Genomic DNA, 15857 nt, shown 5'->3' with positions numbered 1-15857 from the left:
GTATGATCCTGTGGGAGCGAGCCTGCTCGCGAAGCGGTTGTCAGAAAGAACTACCCCAACTGGCCCACCGCATTCGCGAGCAGGCTCGCTCCCACAGGATAAGGTGCAAGGCTTCAGACCGGCTGGCCCCGATCGATCTTGCTGCTGAGAATGATCGACGTAGTCGTTTTCTCCACCCCGTCCACGCTGCCGATCTGGTCGAGCAACTGATCCAGCTGCTCCGGCGAATCGGTGCGCAGCCACGCCACATAATCAAATTCGCCGCTGACCGCGCACAACTGCTGGACCTGGGCCATGGCGCTCAAGCGGCGCAGTACCTCTTTACCGGAGCGTGGCTGCACCTTGATCCCGACATAGGCCTGCAGACCGCCATCGATCACCCGCTGGCCAAGGCGCACGCCGTACCCAGTGATCACCTTGGCTTTCTCCAGTCGAGCCAGGCGCGACGTCACGGTGGTGCGGGCAATTCCCAATTGCCGGGCGAGCATGGCGACGCTTTCCCGCGCGTTGATTTGCAGGGCCGCGATCAACTGGCGGTCGATTTCGTCGAGGACGGGAGGGCGGATCTCAGTCAAGGTTGGCTCCGGCGCGGGCATCAATGGCGGGCATGTTACAGGTTCCCTCGCTCGAAATAGCCAGTGGCAGGTAAAGCCAGCGCCCGCCAGGCGGCTGCCAGGTGAGCCTGGGAAGACCTGAGCCAGACGCCTTCCTGGCAGATCAGTTGCTCAGTGGGCAACTGCAGCAGAGCGTCCAGTGAGAACGACTGCACCGAACCCTGGTCCTCGTCGGCTTCGGTCTCCCAGTCGCGCTGGAAGCTTCGCAGGCGTAGTTGCTCTTCTTCGAAGCTTTCAAATAGCGGCCGATTGCCCAGCCATTGCGGATGTATACGCAGCGTACGCGCCTCAACATCAAGGAGCAGCAGTTGCCAACCGCGGTAACTTCCACACAGTTCCGTGACATCGGTCGCCATGCAGGTCAGGGCCAGGTAGCGGCTGTCCGCCGACCAGATCATCGAGGGCGCCAGATCAACCAACGCGCAGCCTGAGGCGGTCAGCAAGTGTCCGCCGAGACGGGGCGTACCGGTACGCACCCAGCTGTCGGTGTATTCCGTCTCACTGCCGAACAGCCAGGCGGCATTCTGATCATTCGGCGCGGGCTGGATGAAATCCCCCTCGGCAGTGGCCGCTTGCGGGCCAGCCACCAGACGCCAAGGCGGGACGGCTTTGAGCTGCGAGTCTGTCGGCTGCAACTGCGCAGTGTTGTAGAACAGCCGGGATTGCTCGTTGGGACGGAAGAACGACGCGTCGCCGCCAACCTCTGGCGCGGCGATGTTGAAACGTTGCAACGGGCTGCTTTCCCTGTCTTGATCAAGACGGCCCTGGATCACTGCCAGATTCAATCGGCCATCGCGGAAATCCAGTATCCGTTCCACCCACATGGGCGGTCCTTCCAGCAGGCGGTGTTCCTGCACATCCGCCACCAGCGCATGGCTGGTGACTGTCGTTGAGTTTTCAAAGGGCAGCAGCGCCAGATAGCGTCCGCAATCGGAAACCCGATGGTCCAGCAGCCAAGCCCCCGGCAACGACCAGTCGCCGATCCGGCAGCGATAGCCACCCAGGCCTTGGGGATTGTCACCGAGCCAGGTCAGGACAGCGCGCGCATCGCCTTGCAACGGTTGCGTCTCGACGCACGAGTCGCCTCGCCGCCCCGTGCTGTCCAGCGGCAGCATGATCGCCATGCGGGTCAGCTTGAACTCACCGACCTGCACGCGACCTCGAGCGTCATGACCCACTTGGGTTTCGGTATCGCCGTGGATACTCTCCAGGCGATAGCCATAACGGCCGGCGCTTGGTCGCGGATAATCGAGATACGAGCCGATACGGACATGGCTCGCATCAAGGCTCAATAATTCATGCCAATAAAAGGACGGCTCCGCGTCGCTCTTTACCCACGGCGAGGGCAGGGCTCGCCAGCCATGATCCACTTGCCACAACCAGTACTGATTGCCATCCGCCTCGTTGGCCTGCTCCCGGGCCAGACAGACCAGGGCGCGGTTATCGCCGCTCCAGACCAGTGGCGCATCGGCTGCCATGACCAGGCCCGATGGTTGACCATTGAGGCTGATGGCGTAGCGCGGCGAATACAGTGGCTCCAGTGGCTGGGCCAGATCGCGAAAGGTCTTGGGCAACAAGATGTCGCCCTGCAGGATTTGCCCGCCATCAATGGAAGCCCGTTCGAAGCTGCGCGCAACACTGTCCGGATTCCAGCCAGGCTCCAGCCAAAGGTCCGCAAACGGGATCAGGTCGGCTACTTCGGCGGCCTGCAACAGTTCATCCAGTCGGACCTGACGAACGCTGTTGTCGACCAAGGGGCTATGGCGGCCGCTCAGTTGATCCAGGTCCAGGGCATCCAGCTCCCAGAACTCGGTTTCGGCACAGCGGTACAGCTTGCGTTGCTCCCGGTCGAGAACGACCAGTCCCCATTCCTGGCGTGACGGTACCGGCGCGGCGAAATAGCGACCGTCGCTGGAGAACACCGCCGAGGAGCCAAGGCCTTGCAAGAGCACGCCATCAGGAAACAGATAATCGCAATGAACGGGGCCGCCCATGGCAATTTCGCTGTGGTTGAACACCCGGATCGGCTCGCCCTCGGGCGTCAGCAGCGGCTCGTTTGTGCCCCAGGCACTCGGTCCTTGGCCCGCAGAGGAGACCGGCGCCAACCCAAGGCGGCGCTCCCACTTGCTCACGCAGGCGAGCCCGCCAACGATGGCGACGATCGCCACCAGAATTCCCCACCACTCAGGCAATGCCCGTCCCAGACTGAAACCCAGGCCAAACACCGCGCCGACAGTCAGCCGGGCAATGCCCCGGCCCACCCCCAAAAAGCCCAGCCGCGCGGCAAGACCCATCAGCAAACCGAGCAACACCACCCCCAGCAAGGCCAGCGGCGGCGGCAGTATCGTGATGAAAAAGGCTGGCACCACCAGGATGCCGAGTTGCCAGAAGAGTTCGAGGAATAGGCGGGGAAGGCTGGGGCTGGCGATGATGGGCGTCTCGGCGGGGTATTGGAAATCTGATTGTAAGTGAGCGGACGTTAAAAAAGACAACGTCTGGCGCTGAGCCGTTTACGAGAATCTTGGTAGTACGCTGCTGATCGGCCCGGAAACACAAAAGCCGCGCAATGCGCGGCTTTCAATTTGGTGGGCCCACACGGACTCGAACCGTGGACCAAAGGATTATGAGTCCTCTGCTCTAACCAACTGAGCTATAGGCCCTCAGTAGGCCGCGGATTATAGCGACGGTTTCTCGGCTGTGCTATCCGAAAAATCCGATACGGTCACATGCAGAAACGTCGCGGCAAATTCTTCGGCGCACAGGGGCAGGCTGACGATGTAGCCCTGGATCTGCTCGCAGCCTTCCTCGGCGAGAAATTGCTGTTGGGCGAGAGTTTCGACGCCCTCGGCGATGATGCTGAATTGCATGCTCCGGCCCAAGGCGATGATTGCCCGCACGATGGCCACATCGTGGGGGTCATCGGGCAGGCCGCGGACGAAAGACTGGTCGATTTTCAGGATGTCCAGCGGCAGGCGCTTGAGGTAGCTCAGCGAGGAATAGCCGGTACCGAAGTCGTCGATGGCCAGTTGCACGCCGAGTTTTTTCAGTTGATACAGTACCGTCAGGGCCTCTTCGGCCTGGCTCATGATGAAGTTTTCGGTAATCTCCAGTTGCAACAAACCAGGCTCAAGGTGGTTTTCCCGCAGCAATTGTTCGATCCGATTCAGCAGGTTGGGCTGACGCAGTTGGGCGCCGGCCAGGTTGACTGACAGTGGCCCGAGGCTTTCGTGACAGCTGTTCCATGCGTGCAGTTGTCGGCAGGCGTTTTCCAGTACCCAATCGCCGATTTGCAGGATCATGCCGTTTTCTTCGGCCAGGGGGATGAAATGCTCCGGTGGTACGTCGCCAAAGGTCGGATGGGTCCAGCGAATCAATGCCTCGGCGCCTACCAGGCGGTTGTCGATGAGGCTGATTTTCGGCTGGAACGACAACGACAGTTCGTTGCGCTCGATCGCCCGACGCAGCTCGTGTTCCAGTGCCACGCGCTCGCTGGCCTGGGCCGTGAGGTCGCGAGTGTAGCTTTCCACCCGGTTGCGACCCTTGGCCTTGGAGCGGTACATCGCCGCGTCGGCGTTTTTGACCAGCGTGGCGACATCGCAGCCATCCTGCGGATAGAGGCTGGTGCCGATGCTGGCGCTGATGAAAAACTCATGCTCGCCGGCCTGGAACGGCGCGCAGAAACAGTTCAACAGCTTCTGCGCAATGTGCTCGGCATCGCTGGGCTGCTGCAGGCCGGGCAGCAGGATGATGAATTCGTCACCGCCCAGGCGCGCCACGGTGTCGATGTCACGCAATTGCTCGCGCAGGCGCACGGCAATGCCCTTGAGCAGCAGATCGCCGACCGGGTGCCCGAGGCTGTCGTTGATGTGTTTGAAACGGTCCAGGTCCAGGAACAACACCGCGCCTTGGCCGCCATTTTCTTGCTGACTATTGAGCGCCGAGAGCAAACGGCTTTCGAACAGCGTGCGATTCGGCAGGCCCGTGAGCGGGTCGTGATGCGCCTGGTAGTCGAGTCGGGCCTGGGCGTGCTTGAGGCTTGAAATGTCGGCAAAAACCGCGACGAAATGGGTGGTCTGTTGTTCCTGGTTGCGCACGGCGCTGATGGTCAGCCAGCTGGGATACAGCTCGCCATTTTTGCGTCGATTGGAGATTTCACCCTGCCAGTGGCCCTCGGCGGTCAACTGATGCCACATCGCGGCATAAAACGCGCTGTCGTGCAGCCCGGAAGCCAGCAGCCGAGGCGTATGGCCCAGGGCTTCGGTTTCGCTATAGCCGGTGATTTCCGTAAAGGCTCGGTTCACGGCGCTGATGTGCTGTTGTGTATCGGTGATCAGTACGCCTTCGGCGGTGCTTTCGAATACGGTGGCGGCCTGCTGCAGTTTCTCCTGCATGAAGTGGCGTTCGGTGATGTCCCGGGCGATCGTCAGCATGCAGTCCTCGTTGCCGATGGGCAGCGGACGGCTGGACACCTCGCAGAGCCGTATCTGCCCGTCGTTACGGCGGATATGGCAGCTGAAATCCTTTACGAAACCGTCCCGCTGCAGCAGGTCGAGCATCTGCTTGCGCTCGTTGAGATTGACCCAGATTCCCAGGTCCAGGGTCGAACGATCAACCGACAGGGCGCTGTTGAAACCGGTAATGCGGCTGAAACCGTCGTTGACTTCAATCAGCAAACCATCGCTCTGCCTGGACAGCAGCAAGCCGTCGGGCGAGGCGTGAAAAGCCTTGGCGAATTTTTCTTCGGAGGTCTGCAATTGCTGCTGGGTCTCCTTGAGCTGGCTGATGTCGCGCACCACCACGACCAGGGCTGGGGTGGTGTCCAGATCAAAGGGTTCGGCCGATATCAGCCCGGTGAACACCTCGCCGTTGCTGCGTTGAAAAGGCATTTCCAGATTGCGAATGCTCCCGGCCTGCAACCGCTGGAGCAAACTTGGGCCGACGCCTTGTATGCCCCAGATGTCCAGGTCGGTCGCGCTTTTGCCGACCACCTCTGCGGCGCTGAGGCCAATCTGCTCTTCGAAGGCTTTATTGACCTCCAGCAGGCAACCGTCCAGCAGGCGCGCAATCACCAGGATGTCCGGGCACTGGCGAAATACCGAGCCGAACTTCTGTTCGGAAAGGCGCAGCGCTTCCTCGGTGTGCTTGGCTTCGCTGATGTCGATCATCAGTCCGCGCATCAACGGTTCATGGCCATGCTTGATCAGGCTGACGATGTCCCGCACCCACAGGCAGCGACCGTCGGCGGTGATCACCCGGTAGTCGATGCAGTGATCGCGGCCGGCAAGGACTTCGTGATCGCAATATGTCTGCGCGCGGATCAGGTCCGCCGGATGAATGATGTTGCGCCAGAACCCGGGGATGAGCCAATGGGCGAGGGGATAGCCGAGCAATTCTTCGGCGTGAGGCGATACATAGCTGTAGGTGAAGTCGCTGACCCTGGCCTCCCAGGCAATCGCCGAAAGGCTCTCAACCAGCCCGCGATAATGGTATTCGCTGCTGCGCAGCTCCTGTTCCAGGTCGACGCGTCGGGCTATTTCCGAACTCAGGCGACGGTTGATGCGAATCACCACTGCCAGGATGGCGATCAACAGCAGCAGCCCGGGCAGGCCGTAAAGCAGCAGGTCTGACCAGAGCTGGCGATGGTCCCGCACGTTGCCAACCCATTTTTCCTGGATTTCGCTGATCTCCATCGGCGTCATGTCCGCCAGGACCTTGTCGAGGATGCCCACCAATATCTTGTTTTCCCGTGGGACGGCCATCGCCAACTGGTAGCGGTAGGGCGTTTCTCCGCTGACGTAGAGCCCGTCAAGCTTGAGCTGGCGCAAGCTCCACACGCTGGAAGCAAGATCGCCCACCACCGCATCGACTTCATCGGTCGCCAAGGCCTGCAGCGCCGAACTGACGTTGGGCAGTGCGACCAGGTTCAGGTCGGGGTGGTGGTTGCGCAACAGTTCGTGGGGGGCATAGTTCTCCACCACGGCGATTTTCAGCCCGTAAAGGTCTTCGAGCTTATGGGGTCGGGGCCCGCCTTTATGGGCCAGGATGACAATTGGAAAATCGAGGTAGGGACGAGTGAACGACAGGTAGTTCTGGCGTTCGGGGGTGGACATGATGCCCGGTAGAAGGTCGATCTTGCCCTGCACGACCTGTTCCAGCACCTCCGTCCAACTGACGGGTTCGATGGGTGTGAGCGTGACGGCCAGTTTCTCGCGGATGATATCGACATAGTCGGCGGCCAGGCCTTGGTAGCGGCCGTTGTCGTCGCGAAATTCGAACGGCGGCCATGACGCATCGACACCCAGGCGCAGGTCGGGGTGGTCCTTGAGCCAGCGGCGTTCTTCCTCCGTGAGCGTCAACGCGCCGGCCGTTGCGGTCCAGGTCATCAGTGACAGCAAAAGCACGGCCGTCAGTCTGGGCATCACGGTCTCGTCATGGCTGGGAAAGGATGAATCGAGTGTAGACGGACAACAGGGCGGGGGAGCAAGAAGGAAGAGTTATCTGCACATAACAAAACCCCCGGCAGGGCCGGGGGTTTGAAGGTCACTCGTCGAGGAACGAACGCAGATGCTCGCTTCGCGTCGGGTGGCGCAGTTTGCGCAACGCCTTGGCTTCGATCTGACGAATCCGCTCACGAGTTACATCGAACTGTTTACCGACTTCCTCGAGGGTGTGGTCGGTGTTCATGTCGATGCCGAAGCGCATCCGCAGTACCTTGGCTTCACGGGCAGTGAGACCGGAAAGGACTTCGCGAGTCGCTTCCTTGAGGCTCTCAACGGTGGCGACATCAATCGGCGACTGCATGGTGGAGTCTTCGATGAAGTCACCCAGATGGGAATCTTCGTCATCACCGATCGGGGTTTCCATGGAGATCGGCTCTTTGGCGATCTTCAATACCTTGCGGATCTTGTCCTCAGGCATTTCCATGCGTTCGCCCAGCTCTTCCGGCGTCGGTTCGCGACCCATTTCCTGCAACATCTGCCGGGAAATACGGTTGAGCTTGTTGATCGTCTCGATCATGTGCACCGGGATACGGATGGTGCGAGCCTGGTCGGCGATCGAGCGAGTGATCGCCTGACGAATCCACCAGGTGGCATAAGTCGAGAACTTGTAGCCGCGACGGTATTCGAACTTGTCCACCGCCTTCATCAGCCCGATGTTGCCTTCCTGGATCAGGTCGAGGAATTGCAGGCCACGGTTGGTGTACTTCTTGGCGATCGAGATCACCAGACGCAAGTTCGCTTCGACCATCTCTTTCTTCGCGCGACGGGCCTTGGCCTCGCCGATCGACATGCGACGGTTGATGTCCTTGATTTCAGCGATGCTCAGGCCAGTCTCGGCCTCCAGCGCGCTCAGCTTCTGCTGGCAACGAATGATGTCCGGTTGCAGGCGGCCAATCGCTTCGGCGTATTTGCTCTTGCCTTTGGCCAGTGCATCGGTCCAGCTTTCGTCGACTTCATGGCCAGGGAACTGGCGCAGGAAATCTGCACGCGGCATGCGGGCGTCACGCACACACAGTTGCATGATCGCGCGCTCTTGCTGACGCAGACGATCCAGGGCACTGCGAACACGCTCGACCAGGCCTTCGAACTGCTTGGGCACCAGCTTGATCGGCATGAACAGCTCAGCCAGCGCCAACAGTTCGGCAATTGCCTGCTTGTTGTTGCGACCGTGCTTTTTCAGCGCCTTGCGGGTGATCTCCATCTGGTCGGCCACGGCGCCAAAACGCTGGGCGGCGATGACCGGGTCTGGACCGCTTTCGGCTTCTTCTTCGTCGTCGCTGGCTTCGGCGTCGTCATCGTCGGTCTCATCGTCGGCCTTGACGGCTTTCGGGTCGACCAGTGGTGGCACTTCGGCGGCAGGCGGCGCGATGCCGTCGTCCGGGTCGATGTAACCGCTCAGGACGTCAGACAGGCGCCCACCTTCGGTGGTGACGCGGGTGTATTCGGAGAGAATATGGTCGACCGTGCCAGGGAAGTGCGCAATTGCGCCCATCACTTCACGGATGCCTTCTTCAATACGCTTGGCGATTTCAATTTCGCCTTCACGCGTGAGGAGCTCTACCGTACCCATCTCACGCATGTACATGCGCACGGGGTCGGTGGTGCGACCAATGTCGGTCTCGACCGCTGCCAACGCTGCGGCCGCTTCTTCAGCGGCCGCCTCGTCGGTATCGGCGTCGGCCAGCATAAGGGCATCCTTATCTGGAGCAACCTCGAATACGTTGATCCCCATGTCGTTGATCATGCGGATGATGTCTTCCACCTGTTCCGGATCTGAAATATCCTCCGGCAGGTGGTCGTTGACCTCCGCGTAAGTCAGGTAGCCCTGCTCACGACCCAATAGGATCAACTCTTTGATACGAGACTGCTGTTGCGCTTTTCCGGACATAACACCCTATCCACTGAAGGTCTTGGCGGGCAAAAAACAAGCCGAGGATTATACCTGAGCTGTGACCTCACGCGCCAGTTGAGGTCGGGTTTGATGCGCAAACATTGCGGCTGAGTAAGTCACGCAATTGGTTTTTCTCTTCGCTGGTCAACTCGCTCTGGCGAGCTTTGCGCAGAAGTTGTTCCAGGTTTCGCTCGCGTTGGCGGGCGGACAAGCTAGTAATGGTGTCGAAAAACTGTTGTTCAAGGTTATCTCCCTCTATCAGCCATTCCTTCTCGGCCAATGCCTTCAAAAGGCGCCCCTGCTCGGTGCCGTGCCACCGCGCGATCAGCTGGAATGAGTTTAGCTTGGGGTTCTTCTGCACAGCTTCAAGGAGCGCGACCAGCAATTGTGTATTGCTGTGGTCCTCGGCGGCGAAGTGCCCGGCATCCTCTACCTTTTCAGCCAACTGCGGGTGGTGCAGCAGGGTGCGCAGGGCAGCCAGTGTTGGTGGTTCGACGGCGGCCGGCACGCGCGGGGCACGTGGCTGGTCGCGATCGCCGCGCTTGCCGTTCTTGTCCCAGGGTTTCTTGTCCCATTTCTTGCCGCCGGCACCGGGTTTCTTCGGTGTCCATTCCTGCTGCGGCGCGTAGTCCTGCTGGGTTTGATGATAGTCGGCGAAGTCGGGTATCGCGTCGTAGTCGATGCCCGGGTCGTAAGCCGGCGGTGCCTCCTGAGGGGCACTGTGGGCCAGCTGGCTGACCGCTTCGCTGTTCAGCCCGGTAATTTCCGTCAGGCGTTGACGCATCAAGGTCCGCAGGTTGGCGCCGGGCACCTTGTCGATGAGCGGTGCCGCGAGCGTGGCCATATGGGCTTTGCCTTCGAGGGAGCGAGGATCGGCTTCTTCGGTCAGTTGCTGGAAAAAATAGTCGGCCAGCGGCTGTGCGTGCTGGTTGATCCGCGCACGGAACGCATCGGTGCCCTCGGAGCGCACCAGGGTGTCCGGGTCCTCGCCCTCGGGCAGGAACAGAAAACGTGCGCGCCGCCCGTCCTGCAGGCATGGCAGCGTCGCTTCAAGCGCGCGCCAGGCGGCGTTGCGTCCGGCCTGGTCGCCGTCGAAGCAGAACAGCACGCTCGGCACGACGCGAAACAGGCGCTTCATGTGTTCTTCGCTGGTGGCCGTGCCCAGGGTCGCAACGGCGTTGCGCAAGCCTTGCTGGGCCAGGGCGATGACATCCATGTAGCCTTCGACAACGATGATTTCATCGAGGTTGCGATTGTTCTTGCGCGCCTCGTACAGGCCGTAGAGTTCCTGGCCCTTATGGAAAACCGGGGTTTCCGGGGAGTTCAGGTACTTGGGCTTGTCGTCCCCCAGCACCCGGCCGCCAAAGGCGATGATCCGCCCGCGGGTATCGCGGATCGGGAACATCACCCGGTCACGGAAGCGGTCGTAGCGCTTGCCCGTCTCGGCGTTCTCGATCAGCAGGCCAGCGTCGATCATGGCACGTTGCTGCAGCGTATCGCTGCTCAAATGTTTGTACAGGTTGTCCCAGCCCGGCGGGGCGAAGCCGAGGCCGAAGTCGCGAGCAATCTCACCGGTCAGGCCGCGGCCCTTGAGATAATCCACCGCCGCCTTGCGGGCCGGATGGCTTTTAAGTGCCTGGCGATAAAAGTCGGCTGCTGCCGTGAGCAGCGGATACAGCGGCGAATCGGTGGGTTGGCGAGGCTTGTGTTGTCGTCCGCTCTCCTCGCGAGGAATTTCCATGCCGGCGGCTTTGGCCAGTTCCTCGACGGCCTGGGGGAAATCCAGGTTGTCGTGGTCCATGATGAAGCCGAGGGCATTGCCGCCAGCGCCGCAGCCGAAGCAATAATAGAACTGCTTGTCGGGGCTGACGCTGAAGGAGGGGGTTTTTTCTTTGTGAAACGGGCAGCAGGCTGTGTAGTTCTTGCCCGCTTTCTTCATTTGCAGGCGAGAGCTGACCACGTCGACGATGTCGGTGCGGTTCAGGAGGTCGTCAATAAAGCTCTGGGGAATTAGCCCGGCCATGGCGTTCTCATCATCACTGCGCGAAATAGGGGCCCAAAATCAGCCGCGGAGTCGGTTCCTGGTCCTGAGGCACGGAAAATGGTGGCTCGACCGGGTCGTCTGCATCATTGCTGTCGGGAAGTGTATCTGCCGATTATCCACTGACGTTAATGGCTATCAGTATTCGACTGTACGAAATGTGTTGCGCTGAGTCCGGTAACGGCCGGTCAGGCCTCGGATAGCTCATGAAGCGGGCACGCAGCGGTGCCTTGGGCTGATCGTCGTTAGAGGAATCAGGGTGTGCTCGTCAGTAGCCTTGGAAGGCTCGTCAGAAGAGACGTGCACCGCTGGCAAAAGAGCCAGGTCTGACGCGATAAAGCAGATCGTCTTGGTCGCGTCTGCGACTTTGACGGTGAAGCATCAAGCGTTGTTCCGCAAATGCCATAAGCCCGGCTTGGAGGCCGGGCTTGGCAAGAAGCTTGCGACGGGCGTCTGTGTATTAGTACAGACGTACGGCGCGGCGCTGTTCGCGCTGAACTTTCTTGGCGTGACGCTTAACAGCGGCTGCTGCTTTGCGCTTACGCTCGGAAGTCGGCTTCTCGTAGAATTCGCGGCTACGAACTTCAGCCAGAACACCGGCTTTTTCGCAGGAGCGCTTGAAACGACGCAGAGCTACGTCGAAGGGTTCGTTCTCTTTTACTTTGACGGCTGGCATCCAGAGCTACCTTCATTCATTACCGGGGTCAACATCCTCGCGGCAAAAGAGCACTTGAAGACGTCGGTTTTTAAGGGTTGCGGATGTTAACCCCTCAACGCTCGGAATGCAAAGCCTCTGATCGAAAACCGCTGGTCGGGGCACAACGCGACGACTATTATGCGCGCCTTCGAATTCAGCCTCTACAAGGCGCAACCCATGCTAGTACTGGGATTAGAAACGTCCTGCGACGAAACCGGCGTCGCCCTCTACGACAGTGAACGTGGCCTGCTGGCCGACGCGCTGTTCAGCCAGATCGACCTGCACCGCGCGTACGGCGGCGTGGTGCCGGAGCTTGCATCACGCGATCACGTCAAGCGCATGCTGCCCTTGATCCGCCAGGTCCTGGCCGAAGGCGGCTGCGTGCCGACCGAGATCGATGCCATCGCCTACACGGCCGGGCCGGGTCTGGTGGGCGCCCTGTTGGTCGGTGCTTCCTGTGCCCAGGCGCTGGCCTTTGCCTGGGGCATTCCGGCCTTGGGCGTGCACCACATGGAGGGCCACCTGCTGGCGCCGATGCTGGAGCCGCAGCCGCCGGAGTTTCCGTTCGTCGCTTTGTTGGTATCCGGAGGCCATACGCAGCTCGTGCGGGTCGATGGAATCGGCCAATACCAACTCATGGGTGAGTCGCTCGACGACGCCGCGGGCGAGGCTTTTGATAAAACCGCCAAGATGATGGGGCTCAATTATCCTGGCGGACCGGAAATCGCACGACTTGCCGCTCAAGGCATTGAAGGGCGTTTCGTATTCCCGCGTCCGATGTGCGACCGGCCTGGACTGGATTTCAGCTTCAGTGGCCTGAAAACCTTCGCGCTGAATACCTGGCAACAATGCGTCAATGCCGGGGACGACAGTGAGCAAGCCCGTTGCGACATCTCCCTGGCGTTCCAGCAGGCCGTGGTGGAGACTTTGACGATCAAGTGCAAGCGCGCGCTGAAACAGGCTGGGCTCAAGCGCCTGGTGATTGCCGGCGGGGTGAGCGCGAACAAGGCCTTGCGGGTATCCCTGGAGAAAATGCTCGGCGATATGAAGGGCGACGTTTACTACGCTCGGCCGGAGTTCTGCACAGATAACGGCGCAATGATTGCTTTTGCCGGTTGCCAGCGCCTGCAGGCGGGGCAGCAGGAAAGCCTGGCGATCAGCGTGCAGGCGCGCTGGCCCATGGAGCAACTTTCACCGCTGTGAGGCGTTATCAGAAATGCCGTTCGCGCCCGGCGAACAGGTCGCGTAGATTGCCCCGGTGGCGCCAGACGATCAGCGCAACGAGTGTCGTCATCGGCAGCAACGCTGCCGGTTCCTGCCAGGCCAGCAAAGGCAGGGTCAGTGGCGTGGCGATCAATGCGGCCAGGGAGCTGGTGCGGGTCAGGTAGAAGGTCAGCAGCCAGGCGCACACGGCAAGCAGGGCGGCAGGCGGATACAGGCCCAGCAGCATGCCGGCGGCGGTGGCGACACCCTTGCCGCCGCGAAAGCGGAAGTACAGCGGGAACAGATGGCCGATGACCGCGCAGACGCCGACCCAGGCCTGTTGCTGCAACGAAAGCCCTGCGAGGCTGGCGAGCAGAACCGGCACGAGGCCTTTGCAGAGGTCGCCAAGCAGGGTCAGGACGGCAAGCTTGCGTCCGGCCAGGCGCAGCATGTTGGTGGCGCCGGCATTGCCTGAGCCACTCATTCGCGGATCCGGGCGACCGGTCAGGCGGCTGAGCAAAATGGCAAAGGACAGTGAGCCGAGCAGGTAGGCGAGGATCGCCAGTGACCAAAACATGCTAGCTATTCCGGGCGAGGAAGCCCCTGATTCTAACGGCGCAACGCGCCCTTGTCGTGCTGCGGAGAAGAGAGCTTGGACAGAGTGTTTATCGAAGGCCTGGAAGTCGACACGGTGATTGGTGCCTACGACTGGGAGCGAGGCATCCGACAGTGCCTGCGGCTTGATCTGAGTTTTGCCTGGGATAATCGTCCGGCGGCTGCGGACGATGACCTGAGCCTGGCCCTCGACTACGCCAGCGTATCGGCCCGCATCCAGGCATTTGCCGAGCAGGCGCAGTTCCAATTGGTCGAAACCTTTGCCGAGCGACTGGCCCAAGAGCTCATGGATGAGTTCAGGATCACCTGGCTGCGGCTGAAAGTGACCAAGCCCGGGGCCGTGCCGGCCGCTACCGGCGTTGGCGTGGAGATCGAGCGCGGATGTCGCTGACTCAGGTTTTTCTCGGGCTCGGCAGTAATATCGAGCGTGAAATCCATTTGCGCGCGGGGCTTGAGGCTCTGGCCGGTTTCCTGGTGGATATGCGCTGTTCGGCCGTGTTCGAAAGTCAGCCGGTGGGTATCAAGAGCGGGCCGTTCTTCAATTTCGTCGTGTCAGCGTTCACCGATCTTCCACTGATGGAACTGGACCGCCGCCTCAAGTTCATCGAGGCCGATAATGGCCGCTACGCGCCGGACCGCAAGGGTTTGCCGCTGGATATCGACGTGCTGCTGTATGGCGAGCAGGTCGGCAACTTCGATGGGTTGATCCTGCCGCGCGCGGAAATTCTCAAGAATGCTTTTGTCTTGTGGCCTTTGTCATTGATTGCGCCGGACCGGATTCATCCAGGCGTGGGCAAGAGCTTTTCCACGTTGTGGAAAGAAGCACAGATTGATCAGGTGCTGGCGCCGGTGGCTTTCGAGTGGCGAGGTCAGCCGCTTACGCCATCAGAGCTGCTGTGACGCGCCTGCCGTCATCGCGAGCGAGCTCGCGCCCACAGTGATCTGGGCTGAACACAAAACATGTGCCTGCTGAGATACCAATGTGGGAGCGAGCTTGCTCGCGATGGCGGAGGTACAACCGCCAAAGATGTAAGCTGACCGGAAAAATTACTGTCAGCTCGCCGCTTCCTTGTAAGCCTTCAACGCCCTGAGGCGCTCTCGCTTGATCGCTTCACCCAGTTCCGGCCCCTTGAAACCCTTCTCCAGCAACGGCTGCACCGCAACGCCGCGGGCCGCTGACGCAGCGCCCCGCAGGTAATCAGCCTGTGGGTAACTTCGTTCCTCAAGCCCCTTGCGCCCTCGCGCATCCATCTCGCATGCGGCAATGAACTCCTCGAAACGCTGGGGGCGCCGGTACACATCAAAGCTCTGCAGCAGCTCAAGCAAAGTGGTTGCCCTGAGCTCCAGCGCGCGGTGTCCATGGGTGTGGTATTGACCTACCAGCAGCGCCAGTTCCTGGCAGTCACGGGGCGCCTTGAAGCGTTCGTTGACTGCTTTGATCAGCTTCAGCCCCTTGTGCTCATGGGCGATGTGCCTTGGCCATTCGTGCTCGGGTGTCAAACCTTTGCCGAGGTCATGCAACAGGCAAGCCCAGCGGACCGCCAGTGGCTGTTTGTGCAGCGCCGACTGTTCCAGCACGCTCAAGGTATGGACGCCGCTGTCGATTTCCGGGTGATGAGCTTCAGGCTGCGGGACCCCGAACAGCGCATTGACCTCGGGCATCAATACCTTGAGGGCATCGCAGTCGCGCAGTACCTGGATAAACACTTGTGGCTGATCTTCCATCAGGGCGCGGGAGATCTCTTTCCAGCTGCGTTCGGCAGTCAAAGCTTCCAGCTCGCCAGATTCACTGAGCTTGCGCATCAACGTGAGGGTTTCGTCCGCCACCTTAAAACCCAGCGGGGCATAACGTGCGGCAAAGCGGGCAACTCGCAGAACCCGCAGTGGATCCTCGGCAAACGCCGGGGAAACGTGCCGCAGCAGGCGATCTTCGAGATCGCGCTGGCCGTGGTAGGGATCGGTGAGGTTGCCATGGTCGTCTTCGGCCATGGCGTTGATTGTCAGGTCCCTGCGGATGAGGTCTTCTTCGAGCGTCACTTCGGGGCTGGCATGGAATACGAAGCCACCGTAACCCCTGCCGCTCTTGCGTTCGGTGCGGGCGAGGGCGTATTCCTCGCCAGTCTTCGGGTCAAGGAAGACCGGAAAATCAGCCCCCACGGGACGGAATCCCTTGGCCAGCATTTCCTCGGCGGTGGCGCCCACGACCACCCGGTCGATGTCGGTGACAGGGATGCCGAGCAGGCGATCACGAACAGCGCCGCCGACTTTGTAGATCTGCATAAAAAACCTCCGTTGG

Annotated in this window: 11 protein-coding genes and 1 tRNA gene; 3 read left to right on the top strand and 9 right to left on the bottom strand. The window is 60.7% G+C overall.

The window, feature by feature from the left end:
- Nucleotides 1-113: 113 nt before the first annotated feature.
- The 7 genes from J3P86_RS24240 to rpsU all read right to left on the bottom strand — a co-directional run bounded on the left by J3P86_RS24240 (nucleotide 114) and on the right by rpsU (nucleotide 11722).
- Nucleotides 114-575, bottom strand: coding sequence for an Lrp/AsnC family transcriptional regulator (locus tag J3P86_RS24240; protein WP_434571390.1), 462 nt, complete (start codon nucleotides 573-575; stop codon nucleotides 114-116).
- A gap of 35 nt (nucleotides 576-610) precedes the next feature.
- On the bottom strand, nucleotides 611-3046 hold the full coding sequence (locus tag J3P86_RS24235) for a hypothetical protein (protein ID WP_434700681.1): 2436 nt from the start codon (nucleotides 3044-3046) through the stop codon (nucleotides 611-613).
- Nucleotides 3047-3197: 151 nt separating this feature from the next.
- A tRNA-Ile gene (locus tag J3P86_RS24230) sits at nucleotides 3198-3274 on the bottom strand.
- Between the two features lie 15 nt (nucleotides 3275-3289).
- Nucleotides 3290-7033, bottom strand: coding sequence for a bifunctional diguanylate cyclase/phosphodiesterase (locus J3P86_RS24225; protein ID WP_434571394.1), 3744 nt, complete (start codon nucleotides 7031-7033; stop codon nucleotides 3290-3292).
- Between the two features lie 121 nt (nucleotides 7034-7154).
- A complete protein-coding gene (gene rpoD, locus J3P86_RS24220) occupies nucleotides 7155-9002 on the bottom strand; it encodes an RNA polymerase sigma factor RpoD (protein ID WP_434571396.1) in 1848 nt (615 codons plus the stop codon).
- A 67-nt stretch (nucleotides 9003-9069) separates the two neighbouring features.
- Complete coding sequence (gene dnaG, locus J3P86_RS24215) at nucleotides 9070-11028, bottom strand: DNA primase (RefSeq protein WP_434602018.1); 1959 nt, start codon at nucleotides 11026-11028, stop codon at nucleotides 9070-9072.
- A 478-nt stretch (nucleotides 11029-11506) separates the two neighbouring features.
- Entirely contained in the window at nucleotides 11507-11722 is a 216-nt protein-coding gene (rpsU, locus tag J3P86_RS24210; RefSeq protein ID WP_002551877.1) for a 30S ribosomal protein S21, read from the bottom strand.
- Between the two features lie 198 nt (nucleotides 11723-11920).
- Here rpsU and tsaD point away from each other — a divergent pair, with 198 nt between their 5' ends.
- A complete protein-coding gene (tsaD, locus tag J3P86_RS24205; protein WP_434631142.1) occupies nucleotides 11921-12946 on the top strand; it encodes a tRNA (adenosine(37)-N6)-threonylcarbamoyltransferase complex transferase subunit TsaD in 1026 nt (341 codons plus the stop codon).
- Between the two features lie 7 nt (nucleotides 12947-12953).
- Here tsaD and plsY read toward each other — a convergent pair whose 3' ends face one another.
- Nucleotides 12954-13523 (bottom strand): glycerol-3-phosphate 1-O-acyltransferase PlsY, encoded by a 570-nt coding sequence (plsY, locus tag J3P86_RS24200; RefSeq protein WP_305498384.1) that lies wholly within the window; start codon nucleotides 13521-13523, stop codon nucleotides 12954-12956.
- 75 nt (nucleotides 13524-13598) lie between these two features.
- Here plsY and folB point away from each other — a divergent pair, with 75 nt between their 5' ends.
- Both folB and folK read left to right on the top strand, forming a co-directional pair.
- Nucleotides 13599-13952 carry a dihydroneopterin aldolase gene (folB, locus tag J3P86_RS24195; protein WP_434627685.1) on the top strand — a complete coding sequence of 118 codons (354 nt, stop codon included), beginning with the start codon at nucleotides 13599-13601 and terminating at the stop codon, nucleotides 13950-13952.
- The gene (gene folK, locus J3P86_RS24190) at nucleotides 13943-14461 is read left to right on the top strand and encodes a 2-amino-4-hydroxy-6-hydroxymethyldihydropteridine diphosphokinase (protein WP_434627688.1); all 519 of its coding nucleotides are present in this window, start codon (nucleotides 13943-13945) and stop codon (nucleotides 14459-14461) included. Before folB ends, folK begins: the two co-directional genes overlap by 10 nt.
- 153 nt (nucleotides 14462-14614) lie before the next feature.
- On the opposite strand, the gene J3P86_RS24185 is transcribed toward folK, so the two are convergent.
- Entirely contained in the window at nucleotides 14615-15841 is a 1227-nt protein-coding gene (locus J3P86_RS24185; protein ID WP_434699004.1) for a multifunctional CCA addition/repair protein, read from the bottom strand.
- Nucleotides 15842-15857: the final 16 nt, after the last annotated feature.

The organism is Pseudomonas sp. D1-1, assembly GCF_051132225.1.
Classification (GTDB): Bacteria; Pseudomonadota; Gammaproteobacteria; order Pseudomonadales; family Pseudomonadaceae; genus Aquipseudomonas.
Note: the sequence above shows the minus strand (reverse complement) of the source record. Positions and strands in the feature narration are given on the sequence as shown.